We start from the raw sequence: 24,369 nt of genomic DNA, 5'->3' as shown, positions 1-24,369 counted from the left end.
TTAACATTCTGTTTTTCCTATTCTGTGAAAATGCTGACCTGTATCCGGCTGCCGGAAGGCCTGTTTGTACAAAATGGCGAATCACCCGAGGCGGGTTGACGGTGCGGAACGGCCTTTTTCATGGTGCGATAAATACTGTTTTAAGGCATGATACAGCCCGTTTCATCACCTGATACAGCCCATATCATGGTCTGAAACAGGCATTATTGCAAGGCGGAGAAATATCAGTCTAAGTTCGGTGTGCTATAAACGGCTGATTATCAGTATTTTGTAAGAAGTCCGAAAATTCGCGTTTTTTCGCGCTAAACAGTTCTCAGTCCGCTCGAGAGCGATTTTTCATGGATTCTTACCGCGATTATTTAACATCTCCGGCTCAGTTTTTCGTTTTTTTATATTTTGCACGTCCAACATGCCATCATTATGTCCCGAAGAGCCAAGGTGGTGTCCGTTATCGACAATGTGCAGCGTCCTGCATACGGTGTTCCGCACTTCTCAAGTATCATGCCGTATGCCTATAATATGCTGTATTACAGTGTCATTATGCTGTGTGTTCTTTGTTATTTGCTTTAAATTCAGTAATTTTGCACACATTTTATAAACTCTGCTGAATAATAACAAATCGATAATGAAAGATATTTGCTGCTTAGGCCACATCACAAAAGACAAAATCATCACACCGCGCAAGACCGTTTACATGTCGGGAGGCACGTCGTTCTATTTTTCTTACGCCTTTAACTGTCTTCCGGACAAAGTGTCGTTCCAGCTCGTAACGAAGTTGGGCGAGGAAGATATGCAGGCCGTCAGACTGATGCGCGATGCCGGTATCGATGTGGAAGTGAGGCCGAGCCGCCATACTGTCTATTTCGAGAACAAATACGGAGATAACCAGAACGAGCGCACACAGCGTGTTCTGGAGAAGGCCGACCCGTTCACCATCGACGATGTGAGCGGACTGGACGCCGGAATATACCATTTGGGCTCGCTTCTTGCCGACGATTTCTCACCTGAGGTGGTGAAGTATCTTTCGCAGCGCGGACGCATATCCATCGACGCACAGGGCTATCTGCGTGACGTGCGCGGCCACGATGTGCACGCCGTTGACTGGGAGGGCAAGCTCGAAATACTTGCCATGACCGATATAATAAAGGTGAACGAACACGAGATGCAGGTTATAACAGGTATGACCGACGCCCGCGAGGCTGCTCTGCGCCTTGCCGGATGGGGTGTGAAAGAAGTGGTAGTTACACTTGGAAGCGAAGGTTCGCTGATATATGCCGATGGATGTTTCCACGAGATACCGGCCTATGCTCCGCGTGATATTGTGGATGCCACGGGCTGCGGCGACACTTACTCGGCCGGCTATCTGTACTGCCGTGCGCTCGGTGCCGGCTATGCTGAGGCCGGACGTTTTGCTGCTGCCATGTGCACATTGAAACTTGAGCACAACGGACCGTTCGACCGCACCGCCGAAGAGGCCGAGGCACTCGTCCGCGGAGAGCGTGGGGCGGAGGACTGACGTGCGATAAAATAGGTCGTCATTTTATTTGGTTGTAAGTTTTTTTTAGTATATTTGCATAATATAGGATGCGGCTCGGCAATGTCAAATCCGAAGAAACATGGTTTCTCCTCTTTGCCGTTGCTCTCGCCTTTCGCTATATTTGCATAATATAGGATGCGGCTCGGCAATGTCAAACCCGAAGAAACACGGTTTCTCCTCTTTGCCGTTGCACTCGCCTTTCGCTATATTTGCATTGCCGGTAAGGCAGCCATAAAAAGCCGTTACGGCAGGCATTAAACTTGAATAACTAATAAAAACTTAATCGAAATGGAAAAGACACTTATTCTTCTCAAACCCTGCACCGTGCAGAGAGGTCTCATTGGCGAGGTTATACATCGCTTCGAGAGAAAAGGCCTGCGCATCAAAGGTCTTAAAATGATGCAGCTCGACGAAAACATTCTCAACGAACACTATGCCCATCTGGCCGACCGTCCGTTCTTCCAGTGGGTGAAGGACGCCATGATGGCTACTCCAGTAGTGGCAATGTGCGTGGAAGGTACAGACGCTGTTGAGGTGGTGCGCAACATCACAGGAGCCACAAACGGCCGCAAGGCTGCCCCCGGCACTATCAGAGGCGACTATGCCATGAGCGGACAGGAGAATATCGTACACGCTTCAGACAGTAAGGAGAATGCCGAGATAGAGCTTCGCCGCTTCTTCAAGGAGGAGGAGATATTCGACTATCCTTATCCGCTGCGCGACTTCTTCTACAGTCCTGACGGTATCTGATGGCACAGGAGAGCGGCATACACAGAATCAATTAAATTTATATAATCAAAACATTAAAATCCAATGGATAAATTAGTAATAAGCAGTTATGATGAGTTTGCCGCTTACTTGGGCAAGAACTTGGGTGTCTCCGACTATGTGGAGCTGACACAGGACCGCATCAACATGTTCGCAGACGCAACACTCGACCATCAGTGGATACACGTGGACACAGAGCGTGCGGCACGTGAAAGCCAGTTCGGCACAACAATAGCCCACGGCTATCTCACGCTTTCGATGCTTCCTTATCTGTGGAACCAGATCATCGAGGTGAAGAATCTGAAGATGATGGTGAACTATGGCATGGACAAGATGAAGTTCGGTCAGGCCGTGAAGTCGGGACAGGCCATACGTCTGTCGGCGGATCTTTATGCAATAGAGAATCTGCGCGGCGTGACGAAAGCACAGATAAAGTTTGCCATCGAGATAAAGGACAGCCCGAAAAAGGCGCTCACCGGCATTGCCACATTCCTCTACTATTTTGAGTAATACGGCATAAGGGTGACACACCATACAACAGAAAGCCCGGCCCGCAGCATCATGACACGCTGCAGGCCGGGCCTTCTTTTTATGTCGTCGTGGCGGGTTGTGTCCGCCGCGCGCTTTACAGTTCCATCTTTTCCAGTTTCATTGTGGCAGCCTTCTCTATTGCGCTGACGTGCTCCTTGAAGTGCGGAGCGTTGGAGTGTACTTCGAGCGAAGCCTCGTCTTCCCATGTCTCGCAGAACATGAATACATCCTCGCGTGTGGCGCTTGCAAAGAAGTCGTAAGCCACGCAGCCCTTGTCGTTGGCCAGTGTTGCGGCCACGAGAGCCTTGGCATGTTCCATCACTTCGTCGCGCAGTGCGGCGTCATTCAGTTTCACAAAGCAGTTGAGTCTTATCATAGCTGTTCCTTTCTTGTGTTTTATTTTGTTGTTATGCCGGCCACAGGGGCCGGCGGGGTTGTTGTTACTTGTTGAGTGTCCAGGTAGCACCGTCCTTGGTGTCCTTCACTTCGAATCCGGCAGCGGCCAGTTCGTCGCGTATGCGGTCGCTGGTTGCCCAGTCTTTCGCAGCCTTTGCTTTGGCGCGCAGGTCGAGAACCATGTCAACCACCTTGCCGTAGGCTTCCTCGCGCTCGTCGGATGAGCCGCTGCGGTCGTCGCGCAGTCCGAGGATGTCGAAGGTGAAGAGGTTCATCGTCTCTGTGAGTTCCTTCAGACAGTCGGCACATATTGTGGCCTTGTGGTCCACGAGTTTGTTTATCACACTGCATGCCTCGAACAGATGGCTTATCACCTGCGGTGTGGCCATGTCGTCGTTCATTGCGTCGTAGCACTTCTGACGCAGCGCCTCTACGGTCTTCTTTGTCTGCTCGTCGCACTCGGCAGCCGGTTTTATGCGCTTCAGAGCGGCTATTCCGTTCATCAGTTTCTCCAGACCCTTCTCGCTTGCCTGTAGTGCCTCGTTGGAGAAGTCCACCGTTCCGCGATAGTGTGCGGAGAGTATGAAGAAACGGATGGTCATCGGCGAGTATGCCTTGTCGAGGCTCTGGTGGTTGCCTGTGAAGAATTGTTCGAGCGTGATGAAGTTTCCGAGCGACTTGCCCATCTTCTGTCCGTTGATGGTTATCATGTTGTTGTGCATCCAGTATTTCACCATCTGGTCGCCCTGGCTTGCCACAGCCTGTGCTATCTCGCACTCATGGTGCGGGAATACGAGGTCGAGTCCGCCGCCGTGTATGTCGAAGTGACTGCCCAGATACTTGCGTCCCATGGCGGTGCACTCGCAGTGCCATCCCGGGAAACCCTCGCTCCAGGGGCTCGGCCAACGCATGATGTGCTCGGGCTGTGCCTTCTTCCACAGTGCGAAGTCGGCCTGGTTGCGCTTCTCGCCCACGCCGTCGAGCTGGCGGCTCGCGTTGATTATGTCGTCAAGATTGCGTCCCGAGAGCACGCCGTAATGATATTTCTCGTTGAATTTAGCGATGTCAAAGTATATGCTTCCGTTGCTCTCGTAGGCGAAACCATTGTCCATTATCTGCTTCACCAGCTCTTCCTGCTCGATGATATGGCCCGTTGCGTGCGGTTCGATGCTTGGCGGCAGTACGTTGAGAGCCTCCATTGCCGAGTGATAGCGGTTGGTGTAATACTGCGCAACCTCCATCGGTTCGAGCTGTTCGAGCCGTGCTTTCTTTGCTATCTTGTCGTCGCCGTCGTCAGCATCGTGCTCCAGATGGCCCACGTCGGTGATGTTGCGCACGTAGCGCACCTTATATCCAAGGTGCTTCAGATAGCGGAAGAGAATGTCGAACGTGATTGCCGGACGTGCATGTCCCAGGTGCGGGTCGCCGTAAACGGTAGGTCCGCATACATACATTCCCACGTTTGGCGCATGCAGAGGTTCGAACAACTCCTTTCGTCTTGAAAGCGTATTGTATATGAAAAGTTTCTGTTCCATGATGTTTCTGTTTGTCGTGCCGTCGCAATGAGCGTGCGGTACGGGTTGTAAATATCTGCAAACTTACAGAATTTTTTCCGAATTACGCATCTTTTTCCTGCATTTTCCTCATTTTATGCATGCGTGCGGGGCTGTGTATGCCGTTGTTTGGAAAGCTGTTGTGGCCGTCGCTGCGGGAAAAGGTAAGGGCAGAACACGGTTCACACCGGATTCTGCCCTGCGTCGAAATCTTTTGGATGAATGATTGTATGTGTGTGCTGCCATGTGCGGCAGCGGATGATTGGCTGCTCATACCGGGCTTGACGGTGCCCTGTGGAGGCTTTCCTGTGGCATCCTTGGCGGCTGATAGATTTGCCGGACGGTTTATCTGGTGACCACCTTGCGTACGGTACCGTCGGAGTAGCGCACGATGTTCATGCCGCGTTGCCATGTGTCTGTCTTGCGTCCGTCCATGAGATAGATGACCGTAGGGTGTGGAGTGGCAGCTCCGTTGCCGTATATTGTTCCGATGGATGTCACCACCGGTTCGGATATGAGCATGAGCTGATATTCGTCGTCGGCCTTCTGCAGTATGCCGGTGATGTCGAGTGCTGTGGCGTTTGCGTTCTTTCTGCTCGCCATTGCCGGTTCTGCTGACATTGTTGGAGCATAAACTATCTTTATCGAGACGCCGTCCTTGGTGGCGTAACCGTCGCTTACGGTCACTCCGGTCAGTGTGACGAGCGTGTTCAGGTTGTCGTCGTCGAGTACTTCGTCTATTGTTTCGGCCACGGTGGGTTCGGGTGTTGCCGTGCCGGTGACGAGGTTGTCGAACGAGGTGAACTCACATTTAGTGAAGTTGCCGTCTGCCGATGTGTAGCCGATAATGCTTCCGTTCAGTATGTCGTTGGTCTTAAGTGGCGTGCCGCCCCAACCTACAATGCCCATGGCTCCGCTTTCGTCCTGTATGTAGGTGTGGCCGTAGGTGTCACCTTTTGCGTCGTGTATCTCGGAATACGTCACCAGGGCGTTGTTCAGGATAAGCTTTGTGAATGTGTTTTCAGGCAGTGCGCGGTAGGCCGCTATGTCGTGCGCCGTCACCGGTAAAGAGTATTCGTATTGTTTGGTATACAGATTGCCCGTTGCACTTATGAGCCCTACGCCAAGCGTTGTGGTGCTGTCTATTGTTATAGGACCGGAATATCGGGTGGAGAAGTGCGTGGGTTTGGAACCGTCGGTGGTGTAAACCATTATCAGATGGTCCTCAAGATAGTTGTCGGCGTATTCGTAGTTGCGGTTCGGGGCAAGCATTATTTCGAACGGTTCCGCATATATCCCCGAAGGCGCAGATATCTTGAAATCTTCAGTAATCATTCCTTCCATGCTGCTGCCGTACCATATCATGACATCATCAAGCATCACATTGTTTGTGGCGGTGAGGGTTATGCGTGTCTCCGGCGTGACATTGTATATTATGTTGTGTCCGTCCGTGTCCATCTCCATTTCCACATTGGGAGTGTTCATTCCGCCTTCGCTCAATGACAGCGTGCAGGGTTCGGTCTTCCCATTGCCCCACTGCCGGAGATTGAAATATATGCAAGCGTTGCCATTAAGTCCCGGAACGGCAGGCAGAGTCACGGAGCCGCCTGCCTCAATCAGCGCGCATCCCGGTCCGGAACGCACATCATTGAATGTCCATCCCTCCTTGTTGTCGAGGTCGGCCATGTTAATAGGCGACAATCCTGCCTCCGTTCCGTTCACGCCTTCGAATGTTTCGGTGAATACAATGTTGGTCTGCGCGTTTATGGCAGTGCTCCATGCAGCGAGCAGAATAGTTGTAATGAATATGTAGAGTTTTTCCATATTGTCAGTTGTTGTGTTGTTATATGTTACCGTTCTATGCACTTTCATGCCGGCGCAGACTGTATTCTCCTTATCTGCCAGAGGTCACAGACGGCAGTGTTGCTGCCACCTGTGACTCTGCTGTTACCGATATTGCATAGTTATGAGAGAGATTCGGGACTTATTTCGGTTCGACATCCCACTGTATCGGCACGTTCTTGAACGTCAGCGCGCCGCGGTATTGCGGGTCGATATAGATAGACATCTTTATCATCTGGAACTCCTTCACCGACTTCTTCACGTCCTTGAACTGCTGCTGCGGTGCGTCCACTTTCAGTTTTACGAACACTCCTTCGGTCACGTCGCATCCCATTCCGCCCATGGCTGATGTGCCGTAGGAATTGCCGTCGGCGTCGATGGCCATGGTCTTGTTGCCGTTTTCGTTGCCGCTCAGGATGATACGGTTCTTGTTGAGTTTCATTTTCACTTTCAGAACAAGGTAGGCCGTGCCGAAGTTTTCGGATGTACTCTTGCCGTAGCAGCCCACCAGCTCGATGTCGGCAGCGTCGGAGAAGGGATTGATCATTGTGCCTCCCGACGCTATTGCCACTTCAGCCGCCTGCGTTCCGGCGTCCTTTGCCTCTGCGGTCTTTGCGTCGGTGGTTCCTGTCACGGTCTCCACGGCCTTCTTTGCTTTCTTCAGCAGGTTGCCTATCTGTGCGTCGGCTGTCTGCGGCACTGCAAATATGGCAGCCACGGCAATGATGAATGTACGGATGATGTTTCTTTTCATGTCTGTTCGGTTTTTGGTTTGTGAGGTAATGATTTTAATTCTTTTTTGCAAAGATAGCCCTGTGTTATGTCGTTGCAGCCACGGCAATCCGTGATTTTGATATTGCTTTCGTCGCGGCATAATGTATGTCACGACGTGTTTCCCGGTAAATGTTATTATTGCTTTTCGGGCTCAGCAGAAACTCAACTGTGACCGGTGGCAAAAGAAGCCCGCGGTTTCAAGACCGTATCGGCGTTGTTGCTTTAGGCTGAAAGGAAAGCAATCGGGGCAGTTACAGATTTTCAGTATCATGCGGTTTTTTCGCCAGAGTTTTCTGTTCTACCCCGAAAAATAAATGAGAATTTGCGCGCGGACTTTCCTTCGGACGCAAATACGCGAGAAATAAGAGCCTTGCGCAAGATATTGTATATCAAGGATTTACATTTGAGAGTAATCTTTTCGTTACACGAAATGTACCGTTTCGGCACGTGATATTGCCCGTTTCAGGGGCTGAAACACTCAATATCACACCATGAAACAGACAAAACCAGAGGCTGATATGGGCATTATCGGAGTGCAATATGAATTTACCGGCACTCCACAACAGGGAATACGATAAGGAGCTTCGGACGTAAATGGGCTTTATAACATTGCATTTAACATTTCCTTACATCTCTTTTGCGATTTTATTTTGTCAAAAAAAAGTCAAGAAAATCTGTAAGTACGTCATCCGGGTTTTCTTTAAAAAAGCCATCATGACGTGTGAGAAAAGGCACGGGAGGCATGCTTCTTTCCTGCGTCGATGATTTATTGCTTGTGGAAATTTGAATTTATTATTACCTATGCAGATGCGCTGCCGCTGTTCATACAGCTCCGCTTTGTCCGCAATTTTTTCTTTATTCCGTTGCGGTTTATTATCAGAACCAGTCCCTGTTGAATTTCTACAGAGCCGTTTTCCTGTGATTTTCCGACACATGCATGTCTGCTTCGGCTTACTGTCTGGACGGAAATATAATATGCCGGACGCATTGTGGAGAAACAAAAAACAGGAAAAACACCAGCTGTCCGTTCTTTTATTACGAGCGGCAGGGTGTCCTTCCTGCTTTATATTAAATGTGTTTTGTGTGTGTACTGCTTATTTGTGCTTCAGTGTCATAACGGTTTTGCCGCTGTTGTCCTTGAATTCGAGCACACCTTTTTTCTTCATGCTGAAGGTAGAAACCTTTCCGAGTGCACCGAGAACGGCCTGTTCGGTTTCCATTTTTGCACACATCATCCGTGTGCTTGCCACAGCTCCGAAGTCTATCTTGCCTGTCTCTACGTTGGCGTTGAGCGCACCGGTCATACGGTTACAGCCTGTGCTGCCGTATATGCGGTTCTCGTTTGTGTCGAAACCAATGAACGGAGGGTTCTCGCTATCGCTTGCGCTTATAGCCTTTCCTTCTACTTCAGTGATGTTCCATTCGCCTGCGAGCGCAGATATTGATTTGATTTTGTTGCTTGTAGCGCACGATGCGAGGAGCGCTGTCATGCATACTGCAAAAAATACTTTCTTCATGTCAGTTTGCTTATTAATTTTAATAATAAATGATGTTTATCTGAACAATCTTTCCTCTTAATGCGAGATCAGAGTGTACAAAGTTAGTTTAAACGTATATGAAACAAGAATAAAATATTATACATTAACAACTTTAACGTGTGTTAATGAATTCCCTGTTTGTAATATTTGTCTTTTACAGAGCATTGTTTTGTGCCGTGCTGATGTTGATATTAGTGTCATGCCGTTTTGGCCTCTTTGATGGTGATAACTGTTCGGGAAGTATCTTATTATGGAGATAGAAATCTCTGTTATGTAGATAGCTGTATGATGTGTTAAAACAGAGAGTTGCACATACAACCTACAGTTTTATTTTGTATATTTGCGATGAACGCCGGGCTGTGCGTATATGGCTGCTGTTATCGCCGGATTGGTGGTTTCTGTGGCGGGATACAGTTGTTATACTTTTGTCTTAAAATCGAAAGTGTGGTGCTCGGCAGACATTTGTAGTCTGTCATACTCTTGCGGGCGCAGCGGCGCGTCGTCTGTCTGAAATTATTATTATGATACAATAAAACAATGATATGATATTCATGAAACACATAATTTTATCATTACTTCTTGTGTTGGGCGTACCAGTGCAGGCTCAGACACGGCTCAGTGAAATGCCGTGGTCACAGCGCGACAGCATCATCACTGCCAAGATAATGTCATATTTCAGTAATCGTAATATAGATAAGAGTGGCGTTACACTCATATCTCAGTTCGACTACGATGATAGCAGCGTGGAATGGATATACAATTTCTACCATAAAAACGAGAAAGACAGCATGCTGAGGGCTTTCGCGCCGACTGACAAATACATTTATGGTATAAAAGTCATCGGTAAGAAATATTATCCTTTCGCTTTCGATGATAGTGAACCGGAGATCGGTTGTCCAGCCAGTGCTGTTATGGAAGAGGATTTCAATGTATTGCTGTCGGAGGCAACGTATGATGTTACAATCATAGGCAACGGATTCGATCCCAAAGATAAGGTGTCAACGAAGGAGGTATTCAGCAATGCAAAGCGCCGTCCGCAGATATATGAAGTACCAACTGACAAGGAACTGAAAAGCGGGAAATACTCTTACGGCAAGTCTATCGCCTCACTAAAAAAGGACGAGCGTATAAGAATACTCACTGCCATTGCATTGAACCATATTGTATATCACGGAAAGAAAGGACAGCGGACAATAGATAAGAATAGCTTGGGCGTGATATATCCGACCATCGGTGAATCGACATTTAAGTATCTGAAATATGACTGGATTCCTGAGGAATACGGCAGTTTTAAGAAAAATGAACTTCCTAAAGGAGTGAAACCGGACGATATATACCATTTTATTACAATATATTCTAAAGATTGGCAGAAATTAGGATTGAAGTCTCCGGTGTTCGCCAAACTCAGTATTGATGACAGAAGCCGCAAGGTTATAAGGTACACTTTGGCGGAACCAGAGGAAAAATAACAGCAAACGGAATAAGGCGGAAGAATGAACCGCAATATAACAATCAGAGAGACAGTAAATAGAAAGTTGAATAACTATTTCGAATAGTTACATATTATTATTAAAACAGGAGTCGGATTCAGTTGAGTCCGGCTCTTGTTTTATGTATCGGACAGAATGTCTTTTACGGAAAAATAACTCCCGATTTATTTTATCCTGCACTCAGTTTGCATTAACTTTGCACAGTGAAAGGATATGTATCAGACAATCAGGCGGATATGCATGCTTAGTGTCGTGATTCCGTTGTGTGGTCTGATGCTGAAGTTTAACGTAATATACCAGAAATGAAGAAACTCTTTATCGAGACATACGGCTGCCAGATGAACGTTGCCGACAGCGAGGTGGTGGCCTCGGTCATGAAGATGGCCGGTTACGACCTGTGCACATCGGCGGATGAGGCCGACGCCATTTTCCTGAATACATGTTCGGTTCGTGAGAACGCGGAGAACAAAATATATCACCGTCTGGAGGCGCTCAATGCCGAACGCCGCAAGGGCCGCCGTTTCATCATCGGTGTGCTGGGCTGCATGGCGGAGCGTGTGAAGGAAGAACTGTTGGAGAAACACGGTGTCGATCTTGTTGCAGGACCTGACGCCTATCTCACTCTGCCTGACCTCACGGCGCAGGCCGAGACCGGACATAAGGCAATGAACATAGAGCTTTCCACCACGGAGACCTATCGCGACGTTGTTCCGCGCCGCATAGCTCTGGCTCAGCCGATAAGCGGATATGTGAGCATCATGCGCGGATGCAACAACTTCTGCCACTACTGCATCGTGCCCTACACCCGCGGTCGTGAACGTTCGCGCGACGTGGAGAGCATACTCCGCGAGGTGCGCGACCTTGAGGAGCGCGGTTATAAGGAAGTGACGCTGCTCGGACAGAACGTCAATTCCTACCGCTTTGAGCGTGACGGACATATCATTGCGTTCCCCGAACTGTTGCGCACCGTGGCTGAGACGGCACCGGGAATGCGCGTGCGGTTCACCACAAGCCACCCGAAGGACATGAGCGACGACACGTTGCACGTCATAGCAGAGATGCCGAACGTGTGCCGTCACATACATCTGCCGGTGCAGTCGGGCTCAGACCGCATACTGAAACTGATGAACCGCAAGTATACCCGTGAGTGGTACATGGGACGTGTTGAGGCCATACGCCGCATCATTCCCGACTGCGGACTGTCCACAGACATCTTCGTGGGCTATCACAGCGAGACGGAAGAAGACCACCAGATGTCGCTCTCGCTCATGCGTGAGGCTGCCTACGACTCGGCGTTCATGTTCAAGTACAGCGAGCGTCCGGGCACATACGCCTCGAAACATCTGCCCGACGACGTGCCCGAAGAGGTGAAACTGCGCCGTCTGAACGAGATGATACATCTGCAGACCGAGCTGTCTGCCGAGGCCAACAAACGCGACGAGGGCCACGAGTTCGACGTACTGGTTGAGGGCTTCAGCAAGCGCAGCAACGAACAGCTGTGCGGACGCACGGGTCAGAACAAGATGGTGGTGTTCGACAAGGGCACACATCACATCGGCGAGACGGTGCGCGTGAAGATCACCGGCTCCACAAGTGCCACGCTTTTCGGCACTGCAATAGACTGATTTCGTACAATATAGCGTATGCCGCACAGCCCCGTTGTGCGGCATATTTGTTTTAAAAGAACGGTCACATTTTGTCATATAGCGCAAAAACGCTAACTTTGCAAAAAACAATCTGCGCCCGGCAATTTAAGAATCAGTTCTCATTGCGCCCGCTTGCGTTGTTTTTGCAGAAAGCAGCATGGAGGTTTTCGCTACAGGTCATTTGTTTATTCTGCCTGTTGATGCAGTCCTTGCGGTATTCATACATTTATAAATTATAAAACAAACTCCTCAAGACACGCCAATGAAAGAGTTTTTTCAAGTGCTACGCCGATTCGTTCCGCCGTATAAGAAATATCTGGTACTGACGGTCGTGTTCAATATCCTTTCGGCAATATTGAACATCTTTTCGTTTCTTGCCATAATGCCGATACTCAAGATTCTTTTCAAGATAGACACCACAGACCAGCATCCCGTGCTGCTCGAACTGGGCAGCGGAGACATAAAGGACGTGCTGACAAACAACATGAACTATTATGTCTATCAGATGATAGACGCTCTCGGAGCGTCCACCACGCTGCTGGTCATCGGCCTGTTCCTGGCATTCATGACATTCCTGAAGACCGGAGCCTATTTCCTTTCGTCGGCGACGATCATTCCGATACGCACCGGCGTGGTGCGCGACATACGCAACCAGCTCTACCGCAAGATAACTTCGCTGCCGCTGGGTTTCTTCTCCGAGGAGCGCAAGGGCGACATCATAGCCCGCATGAGCGGTGATGTGCAGGAGGTGGAGAGCTCTATCATGTCGTCACTCGACATGCTTTTCAAGAATCCTATTCTCATTATCTTCTACTTCGCCACGCTGCTTCTCATCAGCTGGCAGCTCACTCTGTTCACCCTTGTCATCGTTCCCATAATGGGATGGTTCATGGGTTTCGTGGGCCGCAAGCTCAAGGCGAAGTCCATCAAGGCCCAGTCTATGTGGAGCGACACTATGAGCCTTGTTGAGGAAACGCTCGGCGGACTGCGCATTGTCAAGGCTTTCTGCGCCGAAGAGAAGATGAACCGTCGCTTCGATGCCATCAACACATCCTACCGCGAGCAGGTGCGCCGCGTCAATACACGCCAACAGCTCGCCCATCCTATGAGCGAATTTCTCGGCACAGTGCTCATAGTCATCGTGCTGTGGTTCGGAGGTATGCTCGTGCTCAACAACATGACGCTCAGCGGTCCGATGTTCATCTACTATCTCGTGATGCTCTACAGCATCATCAATCCGCTGAAGGAGTTCTCCAAAGCCAGCTACAACATACCGAAGGGTCTGGCGTCCATGGAGCGCGTGGATAAGATACTGAAGGCCGAGAACCCGATAAAGGAAAAGGCCGATCCCGTGCGCATCGCGTCGTTCGAGCACAGCATAGAGTTCCGCAACGTGTCGTTCAGATACGGCGAGAAGTGGGTGCTGCGCGACATAAACCTCAAAATAGAGAAAGGTAAGACCGTAGCGCTTGTGGGACAGAGCGGAAGCGGCAAATCGACGCTCGTAGATCTCATACCGCGTTATTACGATACGCAGGAGGGACAGGTGCTCATCGACGGCGTGGACGTGCGCGACCTCTGCATACACGACCTGCGCATGCTCATCGGAAACGTGAATCAGGAGGCGATACTCTTCAACGATTCGTTCTACAATAACATATCGTTCGGTGTGGAATCCACCACACAGGAGCAGGTGGAACGTGCCGCCCGCATAGCCAATGCCCACGACTTCATCATGGCTTCGGAGCAGGGATATGACACCAACATAGGCGACCGTGGCGGACGACTCTCCGGAGGACAGCGCCAGCGTGTGAGCATAGCGCGCGCCATTCTGAAGAATCCGCCGATACTGATACTCGATGAGGCCACCTCGGCTCTCGACACAGAGAGCGAGCGTCTGGTGCAGGATGCTCTCGAAAAGCTCATGAAGACACGCACCACTGTGGCTATAGCCCACCGCCTTTCGACCATAAAGAACGCCGACGAGATATGTGTCCTGCACGAGGGACGCATCGTAGAGCGCGGCAGTCACGACGAACTGATGGCCCTCAACGGCTACTACCGCAAGCTGCACGACCTGCAGTCGTAACGCCCGGCGAGCTTTATCATATTCATGTTCCTGCCCCGCTGTCATGGCTCCGAGCCGCGACGGCGGGGCAGGAGCGTTTACGGGAGCATCGGCGTAAGGCGTCGGCGCAGATCAAAAAACGTGCCCCAATCCTGCTTACAGTTTTTTACGGCCCACGATTTTAACATTTCCTTTTTTCTCATCCGGCAGTCCCGTGGTATAGTATTTATGCCTTGAAAAGGCCGTTTCGTACTGACCGTCGTGTCGTATCCTCGTTTCCGTGTGACGACCTACAGGTTATTGTTGTGCGAAAGAGCCTGTTTTAGGGTGCGGAATGGTTGTCTTTGGTACCTCGTTCAGCCTTTATCATGCCCTGATATGGGCTTAATCGCACCCTTATATGGGCTCTTTCGCAGCGCGATATGAAGGCTGTCGTATTATGATGTTGCGTAAAGCTTTGATTATCCGATAGTTGCGCGATGTGTCAAAATATAAAAAATTGCGCCCGATAATCTTCTTTTTTCATTTTTCGCGCGTATTTTTGAGTTTATACCCCTGTATTTTTAACTTCTCAGGCTCGATATTAATGATAATTAACTAAAATGATGCTCTAAAACGATTCCGGCCGAAGGACGATTTTATTTTTGTTACATGCCTGTATCGACAGCGCGCAGCGGCTGCTCCGTACTAAAAAAACGGCGTTTGCTTGTGGGCGGACGGAATAATCAGTATTTTTGCAGCCGTGCCGCATGCTGCGGTAAACGTAATCCTCAAACACACGAAAATGTCAGCAAACTCTTCATATACAGATGCGCGTCTGCACGTGCTTCAAGGCAGTTATGAGCGTCCGCTCCTGTTCACTTTCCCTTTCTGCTACACGCCACATCCAATGTGTGTGGCTGCCGCCCGCGAGGTGCAGCGCCACATAGACGACAGCTGCGTGTTGCAGTATGAGTACGGCCACGGCAAGATGTTCGGCGTGCTTGTGGTGGATTGTGGCGATGGCGGCACGGGTTTCCTTGCAGCCTATTCCGGTCTGCTGGCCGGACGCAACGACTGGCCCTATTTCGTTCCGCCGGTGTTCGATGCCCGTCAGCCCGGAGGATATTTCCGTATGCGCGAGCAACAGATCGTGGATGTGAACTGCGAGATAGATCGTTGCGAGGCCGACCCCGTGAGATTGGCACTTGCTGAGGAGATGAGGGCTGTGGAGAAAGAGGCGCGCGCCGCCACCGACGACTATCGCCGGCAGATGAAGGAGGCACGCAGCAGAAGGGAAGAGGCGCGCCGTGCCGGTGTGAGCGAGGCGGAGGAAGAACGGTTGAAACGCGAAAGTCAGTTCATGAAGGCCGAATTGCGCCGCATGAAGCACCGCTATGCCGAGCGGCTTGACGACATCGCCGCCCGTCTACGTCTGCTCAACGAACGACTGGAACGTCTGCGCGAGCGCCGCCGCGACATGAGCGACGGACTGCAGGAGTGGCTCTTCCGCCGCTACGAGATGCTCAATGCGCACGGCGAACGGCGCCATCTGCTCGACATATTCGCATCGACCACCGCCGGCGTTCCGCCTGCCGGGACGGGCGACTGCTGCGCGCCCAAGCTGTTGCAGTATGCCTATCAGCGCGGTTACAGGCCGTTGTGCATGGCCGAATTCTGGTGGGGTGAGGCTCCGGCAACCGAACTTCGCCGCCACGGACATTTCTATCCGTCGTGCACAGGCAAGTGTGGTCCGCTGCTGCGGTACATGATGCAGGGCCTCGATGTGGAACCCGACCCGCTCGGAAACGATTTCTCAGGACAGCTGAAGATAGTGTATGAGGACGATGACCTGGTGGTTGTGGATAAGCCCCACGGCATGCTGAGTGTGCCGGGGCGCGGCGACAGCGTGTCAGCACTCACTCTGATGTGCGCCCGTTATGGCGGCGAGGGTGGCGTGCTTGCCGTCCACCGGCTCGACATGGACACCGGCGGACTGCTCGTCATGGCGCGCACTGCCCGTGCACAACGGTTGCTTCACGCTCAGTTTGAGGCGCACACGGTGAAGAAACGCTACACCGCGCTGCTCGACGGAACGCCCGACCGCCCGCGCGAAGGCACGATAGACCTGCCGCTGAGCGCCGACTTCATCGATCGTCCGCGCCAGAGGGTTGACATGAAAGAGGGGAAACGCGCCGTCACGCGCTACGAGATTGTGAAGCATTGCGGCGGTCGTACGCTCGTGCATCTATATCCGGAGACCGGTCGTACGCATCAGTTAAGGGTGCACTGCGCCCATGAGGACGGGCTGGGATGCCCCATCACGGGCGACAGACTGTACGGCCATGCCGGCCGTAGGCTGTGCCTGCGTGCCACGTCCATAAGTTTCGCCCATCCTTCTACGGGCAAGACCATGACTTTCTGTGTGGATGAAGATTTTGCGGAAGAAACCGCTCAGGGCACGGACAATGGCGTGCCCCGGCGTTAAGATTGTTTTCAGTCGCCGAGCAGACGCTTCGACATGTATCTCACCGGATACCATGTGGCCAGCCAGCCTACGGCAATCACTGTGATGAATATGATCAGCACATCGTCATAATGCACGCTTACGGGATAGGCGTTGATGACAAACGCGCCGCTGGTGCTGCCCATGGCCACGAGTCCGTAGGTCTGTTGCAGCCAGCAAAGCAGCAGTCCGATGATGATGCCTATGGCTGCGCCGATGGCCGATATCATTCGTCCCTCGAAGAGGAATATGCGTGTTATGAGCTTGTCGTTGGCTCCGAGGCTGCGCAGTGTTGCCACGTCCTGCTTCTTGTCGATGATGAGCATCGACAGCGAACCGATGATGTTGAAGCACGCCACGACCAGTATGAACGTGAGGAATATGTAGGCCAGCACCTTCTCTATCTGCATTATCTTGAACGTGTCGGCCTGTTGCTCGAATCGGTCGAGCACGCGGTATTTGTCACCTCCTATCTTCTGCATCTCCGCTTTCACGGCACTTAGGTCGCTGCCCGGTTTCAGACGGAACTCAAGTGAGGTTACCATGCCCTGGCGGTCGAATATACGGCGGGCGAAACCGATGGAAGTCAGGATGTGATCCTTGTCATATTTGGACTGGTTTACGGCAAAGACGACGCCTGCCGAGAGTATTGAGTCTGATACGAAACCGTCCGACGGATTGGTGACATCGACCATCTGACCCTCGCGTTTCGGGGCGTATATATTCAGAAAACCGTCCCAGCGCGCTCCAATACCGAGCGTCTGCGCAAGGCGTATGCCCGGAATACCGTACTGAAGGTTGGCTGCCTGAAGCGTGAAGTCGCCGTCGCCGTAGAGTATGTCGCGTATGTTAGTGAGGCTGTCGAAGTTGCTTTCCACGCCTTTTATCGTCACCATGGCCTGCTTGTCGCCGTACATGGCAAGCGCAAGTTCCTCAACACATTCTGTGGACACCTGCACCTGAGGCAGCTGCTTCATCTGTGTGAGCAGCGGATCGTCCGCTGCCACCGCCTTACCTTTTGCCGGTACGACTGATATCTGCGGGTCGAAACTGGTGAAGAACGACGCCACGAGGTCGTGGAAACCATTGAACACGCTCATCACAATGACAAGCGCCATGGTTGTTACAGCCACACCGGTGACCGATATGGCTGAAATGATGTTTATGACGTTGGTGCTTTTCTTCGAGAAAAGATAGCGCCGGGCTATGTAGAAAGGAAAGTTATGACGTTTCATTTCTTGCCCAGCAGTTCGTCTATACGTTCGATGTAGTCGAGCGAGTCGTCGATGAAGAATCTCAGTTCGGGGATTATGCGCAGCTGGTTGCGCACTCTTGTGCCGAGCTCATAGCGTATTGTGCGCTCGTTGGCATTGATGTTCTTTATCATCTCCTCACCTTTTTCTGACGGGAAGATGCTGAGATACGCCGTGCAGATGCTCAGGTCGGGCGACACGCGACAACGGGTCACGCTCACCATCACGCCGTGCATCATGCGTGTCTGCGACTGGAATATAAGGCTCAACTCCTTCTGCAGAAGTCTTGCTATGCGGTTTTGTCTTGTTTCTTGCATAATTTACGTGTTGTTGTTTTGAATGCAGAGATTTGGCAAACGAGCGGAAAGAGAACTTGTTCTTAATTTCCCGAGTGCAGCAAATCTTATGCAAAGATAGTGCAAACCGTGTGTATGAAGAAATAAATAGACGTTTATTTTTCCTCACACACACGCTTTATGCCTTGCTGATATTGCCGTCAGACGGCCTCATTCGGCCAGAGTGAAGTCGAGCTGTTTCTTCTCTAGATTGGCCGCTGCCACTTTTATGCGGATCGGATCGCCCAACTGATACTTGTGATGACGGTGGCGTCCGACCAGGCAATAGTTGCGTTCGTCGAAGTCGTAGTAGTCATCGTTGAGATCGCGCATGGGCACCAGTCCTTCGCAATGGTTCTCGTCAATCTCGCAGTAGATGCCATACGACTGCAGACCGCTTATGTGTGCGTCGTAGACATTGCCTATCTTGTCGCTCATGAACTCCACTGCCTTGTACTTGATTGAGTCGCGTTCGGCGTTGGCAGCTATCTGTTCCATCTCGCTCGAGTGCTCGCACAGCTCCTCGTAGTGCTCGCGGTTGGCGCTGCGTCCGCCCTGTTGGTAGCGTGTGAGCAGGCGGTGCACCATAGTGTCGGGATAGCGTCGGATGGGCGAAGTGAAGTGAGTGTAGTATTCGAAGGCCAGTCCGAAGTGGCCGATGTTGTGTATCGAGTATTTCGCCTTCATCATGGCGCGCAGTGCTACGGTCTGTATGAGGTTCTGTTCCTTCTTGCCCTGGCAGTCGTCCATGAGCTTGTTGAGCGACCGTGCCGTTGCTCCCTTGGTACCTTCGGTCTTGAGTTTGTAGCCGAATTTTACGATGAACTCGCGTAGAGTCTCCAGCTTCTGCGGGTCGGGATTGTCGTGAATACGGTATGGAAGAGTCTTTGCCTTGACGCCTTTCTTCACCTTGCCCACGCTCTCTGCCACCGTGCGGTTGGCAAGAAGCATGAATTCCTCGATGAGTTTATTTGCGTCTTTCGACCTCTTGAAGTAGCAGCGCACCGGCTTTCCGGTCTCGTCGATATCGAAATGAAGCTCCTCACGGTCGAACTTCACGGCTCCGTTGGCAAACCGTGCCTTGCGCAGCTTCTTGGCAAGACGGTCGAGCGTGATGAGCATCTCGGCGTTCTCACCCTTGTATCCGTCCTTTCCTGGAGCAGGTGCCGGTTCGCCCGTGCCGTCAACCACGCCGTTGTCCTCGAGCAGTTGCTGCACTTCTTCGTAGGCATAGCGGCGGTTGCTGCGTATGACGGTGTGCACAATGCGGTAGTTCTTCACCGTGGCCTCGTCGTCGAGATTGAATATCACGCTGTAGCATAGCTTCTCCTCATCAGGGCGAAGAGAGCATACGAAGTTGCAGAGATGCTCCGGAAGCATAGGTATTGTGCGGTCGACGAGGTAGATACTCGTGGCGCGTTTCTGTGCCTCCTTGTCTATTATAGAACCCTCTTTGACGTAGTGTGACACGTCGGCGATGTGCACTCCCACTTCCCAAAGGCCGTTGTCGAGGTGGCGTATGGACAGTGCGTCGTCGAAGTCCTTGGCGTCGTGCGGGTCGATGGTGCACGTGAAGATGTCGCGGAAGTCCTCGCGTTCTTTCAGATCTTCCTCGGTTATCTCGCCCGTTATCTTGTCGGCGGCTTCTTCTACAGCCTTAGGATATTTGTAGGGCAGGCCGTACTGTGCGAGGATGGTGTTCATTTCTACATCGTTGTCACCCGTCGGTCCGAGCACGTCAACCACCTCGCCTATCATGTTGCGGTTCTCGTTGTCGGGCCATTGCATTATTCTCACCACGGCTTTGTCGCCGTTTTTTCCTCCCTTGAGCTTGCGGCGCGGTATGATGATGCCCGCCGGCAGAGTGCCGTCCTGTGTGATGAGATAGGTGATGTCGCGGTCGGAGCGCAGCTTTCCTACGAAGGTGTCCTTGGCACGCTTTATTATCTCGATGACCTGCGCCTCCTTTATGTGTTTCTGGCGGCGCGCCATGACAGACACTCTCACCTTGTCTCCCGTCAGCGCCCACATGGAGTTGCGCTCCGCAACGAATATAGGTTTGGTGCCGTCGTCGGGTATGAACGAGTTCTTTCCGTTCTGCTTGCGCTGGAACGTGCCCTCCTGCACCTGCCCTTTTGTGTTGAGCCGGTAGGAGTTGTCGCTCACCTTGGTGAGGAAATCGTCCCATGCCATCTCCTCCATGATGTCGATTGCCAGCATCTTGAGCGGGTGGGTGTCGAGGTGCAGAGTGCGGAATATCTCCTTGAAACTGAATGTTTTGTCGGGTTGGGTGGTGAAGAAGCCTTCGAGCTTCTCCGAAAGTTGTTTTCTTGACAGGCGTTTGCCGCCTTTTCTTCCTTTTGCCATAATGTTGGGGTTTTTAGTTGCCGGACCGGTACTGATGCCGTCAGTGCCGTGTGGTCAGGGCTTTGCCGTTGTATGGCCGCGGCTTTGTCGCGGCATGTCGGAGCCCATGGCGCATGGCCCGGCGATATGTATATGCAAATAAACAAAATAAATCTGAGATACCTTGTTTCCGTTACGATAATTTTGCATTAAATCTTCTGTTTTATACAAAATAATGAATAGTAGGGTGTATTGTGAATTAAAATACGTAAATTTGCATCCGTTTATATCAATAGGGTTATGAAAATGGATGAGCGTGAGCACAAGATCTACCAGGTGACGCTGCTTGGCGGCGTGGCCAATGTGGTGTTGCTCGTATTCAAGTTTGTTGCAGGAATAGTGGGAGGCTCGGCGGCCATGATAGCCGACGCGGCCCATTCGCTTTCCGATTTTCTCACCGACATTGTGGTGCTCGTCTTTGTCAGACTGAGCAGCAAGCCGCAGGATTACGGCCACGACTACGGTCATGGCAAGTATGAGACACTGGCCACGGCCATCATAGGCGCTGTGCTGTTTGCCACGGGCGCCATGATATGCATGGAAGGAGTGTCGACCATAATCGACTTTTTCAACGGCAAGGCCATAGAGACGCCGGGAGTCATAGCCTTGGTGGCGGCTCTGGTGAGCATTGCGGTGAAGGAACTGACGTTCCGTGTGACCATGGCAGTGGGACGGAAGATTGATTCGCAGGTGCTCACTGCCAACGCATGGCACCACCGCAGTGACGCCCTCTCGTCCATCGGCACCACCATCGGCATCGGCGGTGCAATTCTTCTTGGCAGCGAGTGGGCGGTGCTCGACCCAATAGCTGCCGTTGTTGTGGGTCTGCTCATCATACGTGCGGCCTATTCGCTGGTGCGCAACGCAACGGGCGAACTGCTCGAGGAAAGCCTGCCGGAGAACATAAAGAACGAGATTGTGGGCATTGCCACGAGCGAGCCGGAGGTGAGCGGCATACACCATCTGTGCACACGACGCATCGGAAGCCTTTATGCCATAGAGATGCATGTGCGTATGCCGGGCAGCCTTTCGCTGTATGAGGCACACGAACACGCCACAAACATAGAACACAGGCTGCGCGAACGCTTCGGCAGCCCGACGCATGTGAACATACATGTGGAACCTCTCAAGAACGACGGCTGCTATCATGCTCCGTCGAAATGAGCTGATTGATCACCTAAAGTCAACTGACTGCAAAAATGAACAATATCCTTGTAACCGGCGCGAGCGGCTTCATCGGCAGCTTTATCGTTGAAGAAGCGTTGCGCCGCGGCATGAACGTATGGGCCGCCGTGAGGCCGACAAGTTCGCGCCGTTATCTCACCGACAAACGCATAAACTTCATAGAGCTCGACTTTTCGTCGGCCGAGAGGCTGAAAAGTCAGCTCAAGGGCCACACGTTCGACTACGTGGTGCATTCGGCAGGAGTGACGAAATGTCTGCACCGCGAGGATTTCCGCCGTGTGAACACCGAAGGAACGAAGAATCTGGTGGACGCCCTTCTGGCACTGTCGATGCCCATAAAGCGTTTTGTATTTCTGAGCTCGCTCAGCGTGTTCGGCGCTGTGTGCGAGCGACAGCCCTATCGCGACATAAACGAGAACGACGTTCCGCGCCCCAACACAGCCTATGGTCGCAGCAAGCTTGAGGCTGAGCAGTATCTCGAATCGATAGGCAATGACTTCCCTTACATCATTCTGCGCCCCACGGGCGTTTACGGTCCGCGCGAGACCGACTATTTCCTGATGGCCAAGAGCATAGCCTCGCATGTGGATTTTGCTGTTGGTTTCAGACGTCAGGACATCACTTTCGTATATGTGAAGGACGTGGTGCAGGCCGTGTTCCTCGCCTTCGACAGAGGCATGAGTGGCCGCAAGTACTTCCTGACAGACGGACAGGTGTATTCCTCGACCGACTTCAGCAACCTGTTGCGCCGCGAACTTGGAAGCCCTTGGATGGTGCGCATAGTGGCTCCGATATGGATGCTGCGCGTAATAACGTGGGCAGGAGAGCGCATAAGCCGCATCACCGGCAAGGCGACACCGCTCAACGCCGACAAGTATCACATACTGCGCCAGCGCAACTGGCGCTGCGACGTGGAGCCGGCATTCGACGAACTGGGCTATCACCCGCATTATCAGCTCGACTGCGGAGTGAGGGAGACGGTGGCATGGTATAAGGATAACAAATGGTTATGACACTGAAATGAACTACATAAAGAAACTTTTCGAGATTGAGAAGAAGCCCGTGCGCGGTCTGCTGGCCGTGGAGTGGGCTGTCGTGGCATACACTGTGCTCACGCTTATGGTGCTGCTGTTCACTTACACCAAGAGCGTCAATCCCGAGGCAATGGTGCTCGGACGCATGCGTGTGCTGGCTACCATACTGGCGCTGTGGGTGGTTTACCGGCTTGTGCCGTGCCGACTGACACGTGCCGCACGCGTCATCACGCAGATAGTACTGCTTGCCTGGTGGTATCCGGACACTTATGAGCTCAACCGGGTGTTTCCTAATCTCGACCATGTGTTTGCTTCTCTGGAGCAGTCGATGTTCGGATTACAGCCCGCACTTGTCTTTGCGGCCACCTTCTCCTCGCCTGTTGTGAGCGAGCTTATGAGTCTTGGCTACGCCTCCTATTATCCTATGATAGCGCTGGTGGTGTTTTTCTATTTCTTCTGCCGCTATGAAGAGTTCGAGCGTTGCGCCTTCATCATCATGGCCGCGTTCTTCATCTATTATGTGGTGTTCGTATTCGTGCCCGTCACCGGCCCGACGTTCTACTACAGGGCGATAGGTATCGACAACGTAACGGCAGGCATATTCCCCGACGTACAATATTATTTCAACACCCACCGCGAGTGTCTTCCCACGCCGGGATACACCGACGGCACGTTCTACGCAATGGTGGAGAGTGCCAAGGCTGCGGGCGAACGGCCCACTGCGGCGTTCCCAAGCTCGCACGTGGGAGTGGCCACCATACTGATGATGCTTGCCGCACACAGTCGCAACAAGGTGCTTCTTGTGGTATTGGCGCCGCTCTATGTGCTGCTGTGTCTGTCCACAGTTTACATTCAGGCTCACTATGCCATCGACTCTATTGCCGGACTTGTGAGCGGATTTGCGATATATGCGCTGCTCTTCGGGCTCACCGGCAGGATGCGTCTGAAGCGCAGTCGCAGATGAGCGGTAGCCCGGGCGCGACGCGGTTGGTATAAGACGCTGTGGTGTCGGGAGCCGTAACGGCGTGTGACGGTGAGCATACCGCTGCGTGGTCTGTATGATGTTGGAACGTCCTTCCGCCACGTCGGGCGGACCAAAGACAAAATTGCATAAATATACAGATATGCAATTTTTTATGCGTAAATATTTTTCCTCAACTCTTTATAGCCGTCGTATTTGCGGGCAACAGTCTCTTCGGTCGCAAATTCGGGAGTTTTGAGAGGGTTGCACAAACGGCTGTCAGTCAGCGGTTTGCATTTTCAGGCAATCCGATGTCTTCATTGTTGTGCTGCGAAACGGCCCGTATCATGCAACGGTATGGCCCATATCAGGCCCTGATATGCTCAATATCACACCCTGAAACAGTCTGTTTCGCAGAGCGGAAAAGGCCGTTCCGCAAAACCTTCTGAATTTTTATGTCTTACGGAAAGAAAAACACGGCTGCCCATGAAAGAAACATCCGGCTGATAAAGCCCATATCGCCACGCTCCGTTTTCTATTTTGCAAAAATTTTTTGTCAAAACTTTT

Annotated in this window: 18 protein-coding genes; 10 read left to right on the top strand and 8 right to left on the bottom strand. The window is 51.8% G+C overall.

Features of this window, described 5'->3' with window-relative positions:
• Nucleotides 1-625: 625 nt before the first annotated feature.
• From WKT13_RS00665 to WKT13_RS00655, 3 genes are all read left to right on the top strand, one after another.
• Nucleotides 626-1,516: a PfkB family carbohydrate kinase gene (locus WKT13_RS00665; protein ID WP_340322425.1), complete on the top strand. Its 891-nt coding sequence runs from the start codon at nt 626-628 to the stop codon at nt 1,514-1,516.
• Nucleotides 1,517-1,825: 309 nt separating this feature from the next.
• Complete coding sequence (gene ndk / locus WKT13_RS00660) at nt 1,826-2,287, top strand: nucleoside-diphosphate kinase (RefSeq protein WP_298620178.1); 462 nt, start codon at nt 1,826-1,828, stop codon at nt 2,285-2,287.
• Nucleotides 2,288-2,350: 63 nt separating this feature from the next.
• Nucleotides 2,351-2,815, top strand: coding sequence for a MaoC family dehydratase (locus tag WKT13_RS00655; protein WP_298620179.1), 465 nt, complete (start codon nt 2,351-2,353; stop codon nt 2,813-2,815).
• 115 nt (nt 2,816-2,930) lie between these two features.
• Here the strand turns inward: WKT13_RS00655 and WKT13_RS00650 are convergent, their stop codons facing one another.
• The 5 genes from WKT13_RS00650 to WKT13_RS00630 form a co-directional block, all read right to left on the bottom strand.
• Nucleotides 2,931-3,212 (bottom strand): putative quinol monooxygenase, encoded by a 282-nt coding sequence (locus tag WKT13_RS00650; protein ID WP_298620181.1) that lies wholly within the window; start codon nt 3,210-3,212, stop codon nt 2,931-2,933.
• A gap of 64 nt (nt 3,213-3,276) precedes the next feature.
• A complete protein-coding gene (gene cysS / locus WKT13_RS00645; protein WP_298620182.1) occupies nt 3,277-4,767 on the bottom strand; it encodes a cysteine--tRNA ligase in 1,491 nt (496 codons plus the stop codon).
• 363 nt (nt 4,768-5,130) lie between these two features.
• Nucleotides 5,131-6,609, bottom strand: a complete 1,479-nt coding sequence (locus tag WKT13_RS00640) for a chitobiase/beta-hexosaminidase C-terminal domain-containing protein (protein ID WP_340322424.1) — start codon at nt 6,607-6,609, stop codon at nt 5,131-5,133.
• Between the two features lie 160 nt (nt 6,610-6,769).
• The gene (locus WKT13_RS00635) at nt 6,770-7,381 is read right to left on the bottom strand and encodes a hypothetical protein (RefSeq protein ID WP_340322423.1); all 612 of its coding nucleotides are present in this window, start codon (nt 7,379-7,381) and stop codon (nt 6,770-6,772) included.
• Nucleotides 7,382-8,495: 1,114 nt separating this feature from the next.
• Nucleotides 8,496-8,918, bottom strand: a complete 423-nt coding sequence (locus tag WKT13_RS00630) for an META domain-containing protein (RefSeq protein ID WP_340322422.1) — start codon at nt 8,916-8,918, stop codon at nt 8,496-8,498.
• A 572-nt stretch (nt 8,919-9,490) separates the two neighbouring features.
• Between WKT13_RS00630 and WKT13_RS00625 the strand changes: the two genes are divergently transcribed.
• The 4 genes from WKT13_RS00625 (at nt 9,491) to WKT13_RS00610 (ending at nt 16,610) form a co-directional block, all read left to right on the top strand.
• Complete coding sequence (locus tag WKT13_RS00625; protein WP_340322421.1) at nt 9,491-10,408, top strand: hypothetical protein; 918 nt, start codon at nt 9,491-9,493, stop codon at nt 10,406-10,408.
• Nucleotides 10,409-10,731: 323 nt separating this feature from the next.
• Nucleotides 10,732-12,054, top strand: coding sequence for a tRNA (N6-isopentenyl adenosine(37)-C2)-methylthiotransferase MiaB (gene miaB, locus WKT13_RS00620; RefSeq protein ID WP_340322420.1), 1,323 nt, complete (start codon nt 10,732-10,734; stop codon nt 12,052-12,054).
• A 283-nt stretch (nt 12,055-12,337) separates the two neighbouring features.
• A complete protein-coding gene (locus WKT13_RS00615; RefSeq protein WP_340322419.1) occupies nt 12,338-14,164 on the top strand; it encodes an ABC transporter ATP-binding protein in 1,827 nt (608 codons plus the stop codon).
• Nucleotides 14,165-14,927: 763 nt separating this feature from the next.
• Entirely contained in the window at nt 14,928-16,610 is a 1,683-nt protein-coding gene (locus WKT13_RS00610) for an RluA family pseudouridine synthase (RefSeq protein ID WP_340322418.1), read from the top strand.
• An 8-nt stretch (nt 16,611-16,618) separates the two neighbouring features.
• Here WKT13_RS00610 and WKT13_RS00605 read toward each other — a convergent pair whose 3' ends face one another.
• The 3 genes from WKT13_RS00605 to rnr all read right to left on the bottom strand — a co-directional run bounded on the left by WKT13_RS00605 (nt 16,619) and on the right by rnr (nt 20,583).
• On the bottom strand, nt 16,619-17,863 hold the full coding sequence (locus WKT13_RS00605; RefSeq protein ID WP_298620196.1) for an FtsX-like permease family protein: 1,245 nt from the start codon (nt 17,861-17,863) through the stop codon (nt 16,619-16,621).
• Entirely contained in the window at nt 17,860-18,198 is a 339-nt protein-coding gene (gene rbfA, locus WKT13_RS00600) for a 30S ribosome-binding factor RbfA (RefSeq protein ID WP_298620198.1), read from the bottom strand. Before rbfA ends, WKT13_RS00605 begins: the two co-directional genes overlap by 4 nt.
• Nucleotides 18,199-18,387: 189 nt before the next feature.
• A complete protein-coding gene (gene rnr, locus WKT13_RS00595; RefSeq protein ID WP_340322417.1) occupies nt 18,388-20,583 on the bottom strand; it encodes a ribonuclease R in 2,196 nt (731 codons plus the stop codon).
• A gap of 279 nt (nt 20,584-20,862) precedes the next feature.
• Here rnr and WKT13_RS00590 point away from each other — a divergent pair, with 279 nt between their 5' ends.
• From WKT13_RS00590 to WKT13_RS00580, 3 genes are read left to right on the top strand one after another with little or no spacing between them, the layout of a single operon-like run.
• Entirely contained in the window at nt 20,863-21,786 is a 924-nt protein-coding gene (locus tag WKT13_RS00590; protein ID WP_298620202.1) for a cation diffusion facilitator family transporter, read from the top strand.
• Nucleotides 21,787-21,821: 35 nt separating this feature from the next.
• Nucleotides 21,822-22,820 (top strand): NAD-dependent epimerase/dehydratase family protein, encoded by a 999-nt coding sequence (locus WKT13_RS00585; RefSeq protein ID WP_340322416.1) that lies wholly within the window; start codon nt 21,822-21,824, stop codon nt 22,818-22,820.
• A 7-nt stretch (nt 22,821-22,827) separates the two neighbouring features.
• Nucleotides 22,828-23,805, top strand: coding sequence for a phosphatase PAP2 family protein (locus tag WKT13_RS00580; protein WP_340322415.1), 978 nt, complete (start codon nt 22,828-22,830; stop codon nt 23,803-23,805).
• The last annotated feature ends 564 nt before the right edge of the window (nt 23,806-24,369 follow it).

The organism is Prevotella sp. HCN-7019 (assembly GCF_037890215.1).
Taxonomy (GTDB): Bacteria; Bacteroidota; Bacteroidia; order Bacteroidales; family Bacteroidaceae; genus Prevotella.
The sequence above is the reverse complement of the archived record's forward strand: the minus strand, read 5'-3'. Positions and strand labels throughout refer to the sequence as shown.

What these genes read in the sequence shown, in the direction of transcription:
- WKT13_RS00665 (WP_340322425.1), top strand. Translation starts at nt 626, where the DNA reads ATGAAAGATATTTGCTGCTTAGGCCACATCACAAAAGACAAAATCATC.
- ndk (WP_298620178.1), top strand. Translation starts at nt 1,826, where the DNA reads ATGGAAAAGACACTTATTCTTCTCAAACCCTGCACCGTGCAGAGAGGT.
- WKT13_RS00655 (WP_298620179.1), top strand. Translation starts at nt 2,351, where the DNA reads ATGGATAAATTAGTAATAAGCAGTTATGATGAGTTTGCCGCTTACTTG.
- WKT13_RS00650 (WP_298620181.1), bottom strand. Translation starts at nt 3,212, where the DNA reads ATGATAAGACTCAACTGCTTTGTGAAACTGAATGACGCCGCACTGCGC.
- cysS (WP_298620182.1), bottom strand. Translation starts at nt 4,767, where the DNA reads ATGGAACAGAAACTTTTCATATACAATACGCTTTCAAGACGAAAGGAG.
- WKT13_RS00640 (WP_340322424.1), bottom strand. Translation starts at nt 6,609, where the DNA reads ATGGAAAAACTCTACATATTCATTACAACTATTCTGCTCGCTGCATGG.
- WKT13_RS00635 (WP_340322423.1), bottom strand. Translation starts at nt 7,381, where the DNA reads ATGAAAAGAAACATCATCCGTACATTCATCATTGCCGTGGCTGCCATA.
- WKT13_RS00630 (WP_340322422.1), bottom strand. Translation starts at nt 8,918, where the DNA reads ATGAAGAAAGTATTTTTTGCAGTATGCATGACAGCGCTCCTCGCATCG.
- WKT13_RS00625 (WP_340322421.1), top strand. Translation starts at nt 9,491, where the DNA reads ATGAAACACATAATTTTATCATTACTTCTTGTGTTGGGCGTACCAGTG.
- miaB (WP_340322420.1), top strand. Translation starts at nt 10,732, where the DNA reads ATGAAGAAACTCTTTATCGAGACATACGGCTGCCAGATGAACGTTGCC.
- WKT13_RS00615 (WP_340322419.1), top strand. Translation starts at nt 12,338, where the DNA reads ATGAAAGAGTTTTTTCAAGTGCTACGCCGATTCGTTCCGCCGTATAAG.
- WKT13_RS00610 (WP_340322418.1), top strand. Translation starts at nt 14,928, where the DNA reads ATGTCAGCAAACTCTTCATATACAGATGCGCGTCTGCACGTGCTTCAA.
- WKT13_RS00605 (WP_298620196.1), bottom strand. Translation starts at nt 17,863, where the DNA reads ATGAAACGTCATAACTTTCCTTTCTACATAGCCCGGCGCTATCTTTTC.
- rbfA (WP_298620198.1), bottom strand. Translation starts at nt 18,198, where the DNA reads ATGCAAGAAACAAGACAAAACCGCATAGCAAGACTTCTGCAGAAGGAG.
- rnr (WP_340322417.1), bottom strand. Translation starts at nt 20,583, where the DNA reads ATGGCAAAAGGAAGAAAAGGCGGCAAACGCCTGTCAAGAAAACAACTT.
- WKT13_RS00590 (WP_298620202.1), top strand. Translation starts at nt 20,863, where the DNA reads ATGAAAATGGATGAGCGTGAGCACAAGATCTACCAGGTGACGCTGCTT.
- WKT13_RS00585 (WP_340322416.1), top strand. Translation starts at nt 21,822, where the DNA reads ATGAACAATATCCTTGTAACCGGCGCGAGCGGCTTCATCGGCAGCTTT.
- WKT13_RS00580 (WP_340322415.1), top strand. Translation starts at nt 22,828, where the DNA reads ATGAACTACATAAAGAAACTTTTCGAGATTGAGAAGAAGCCCGTGCGC.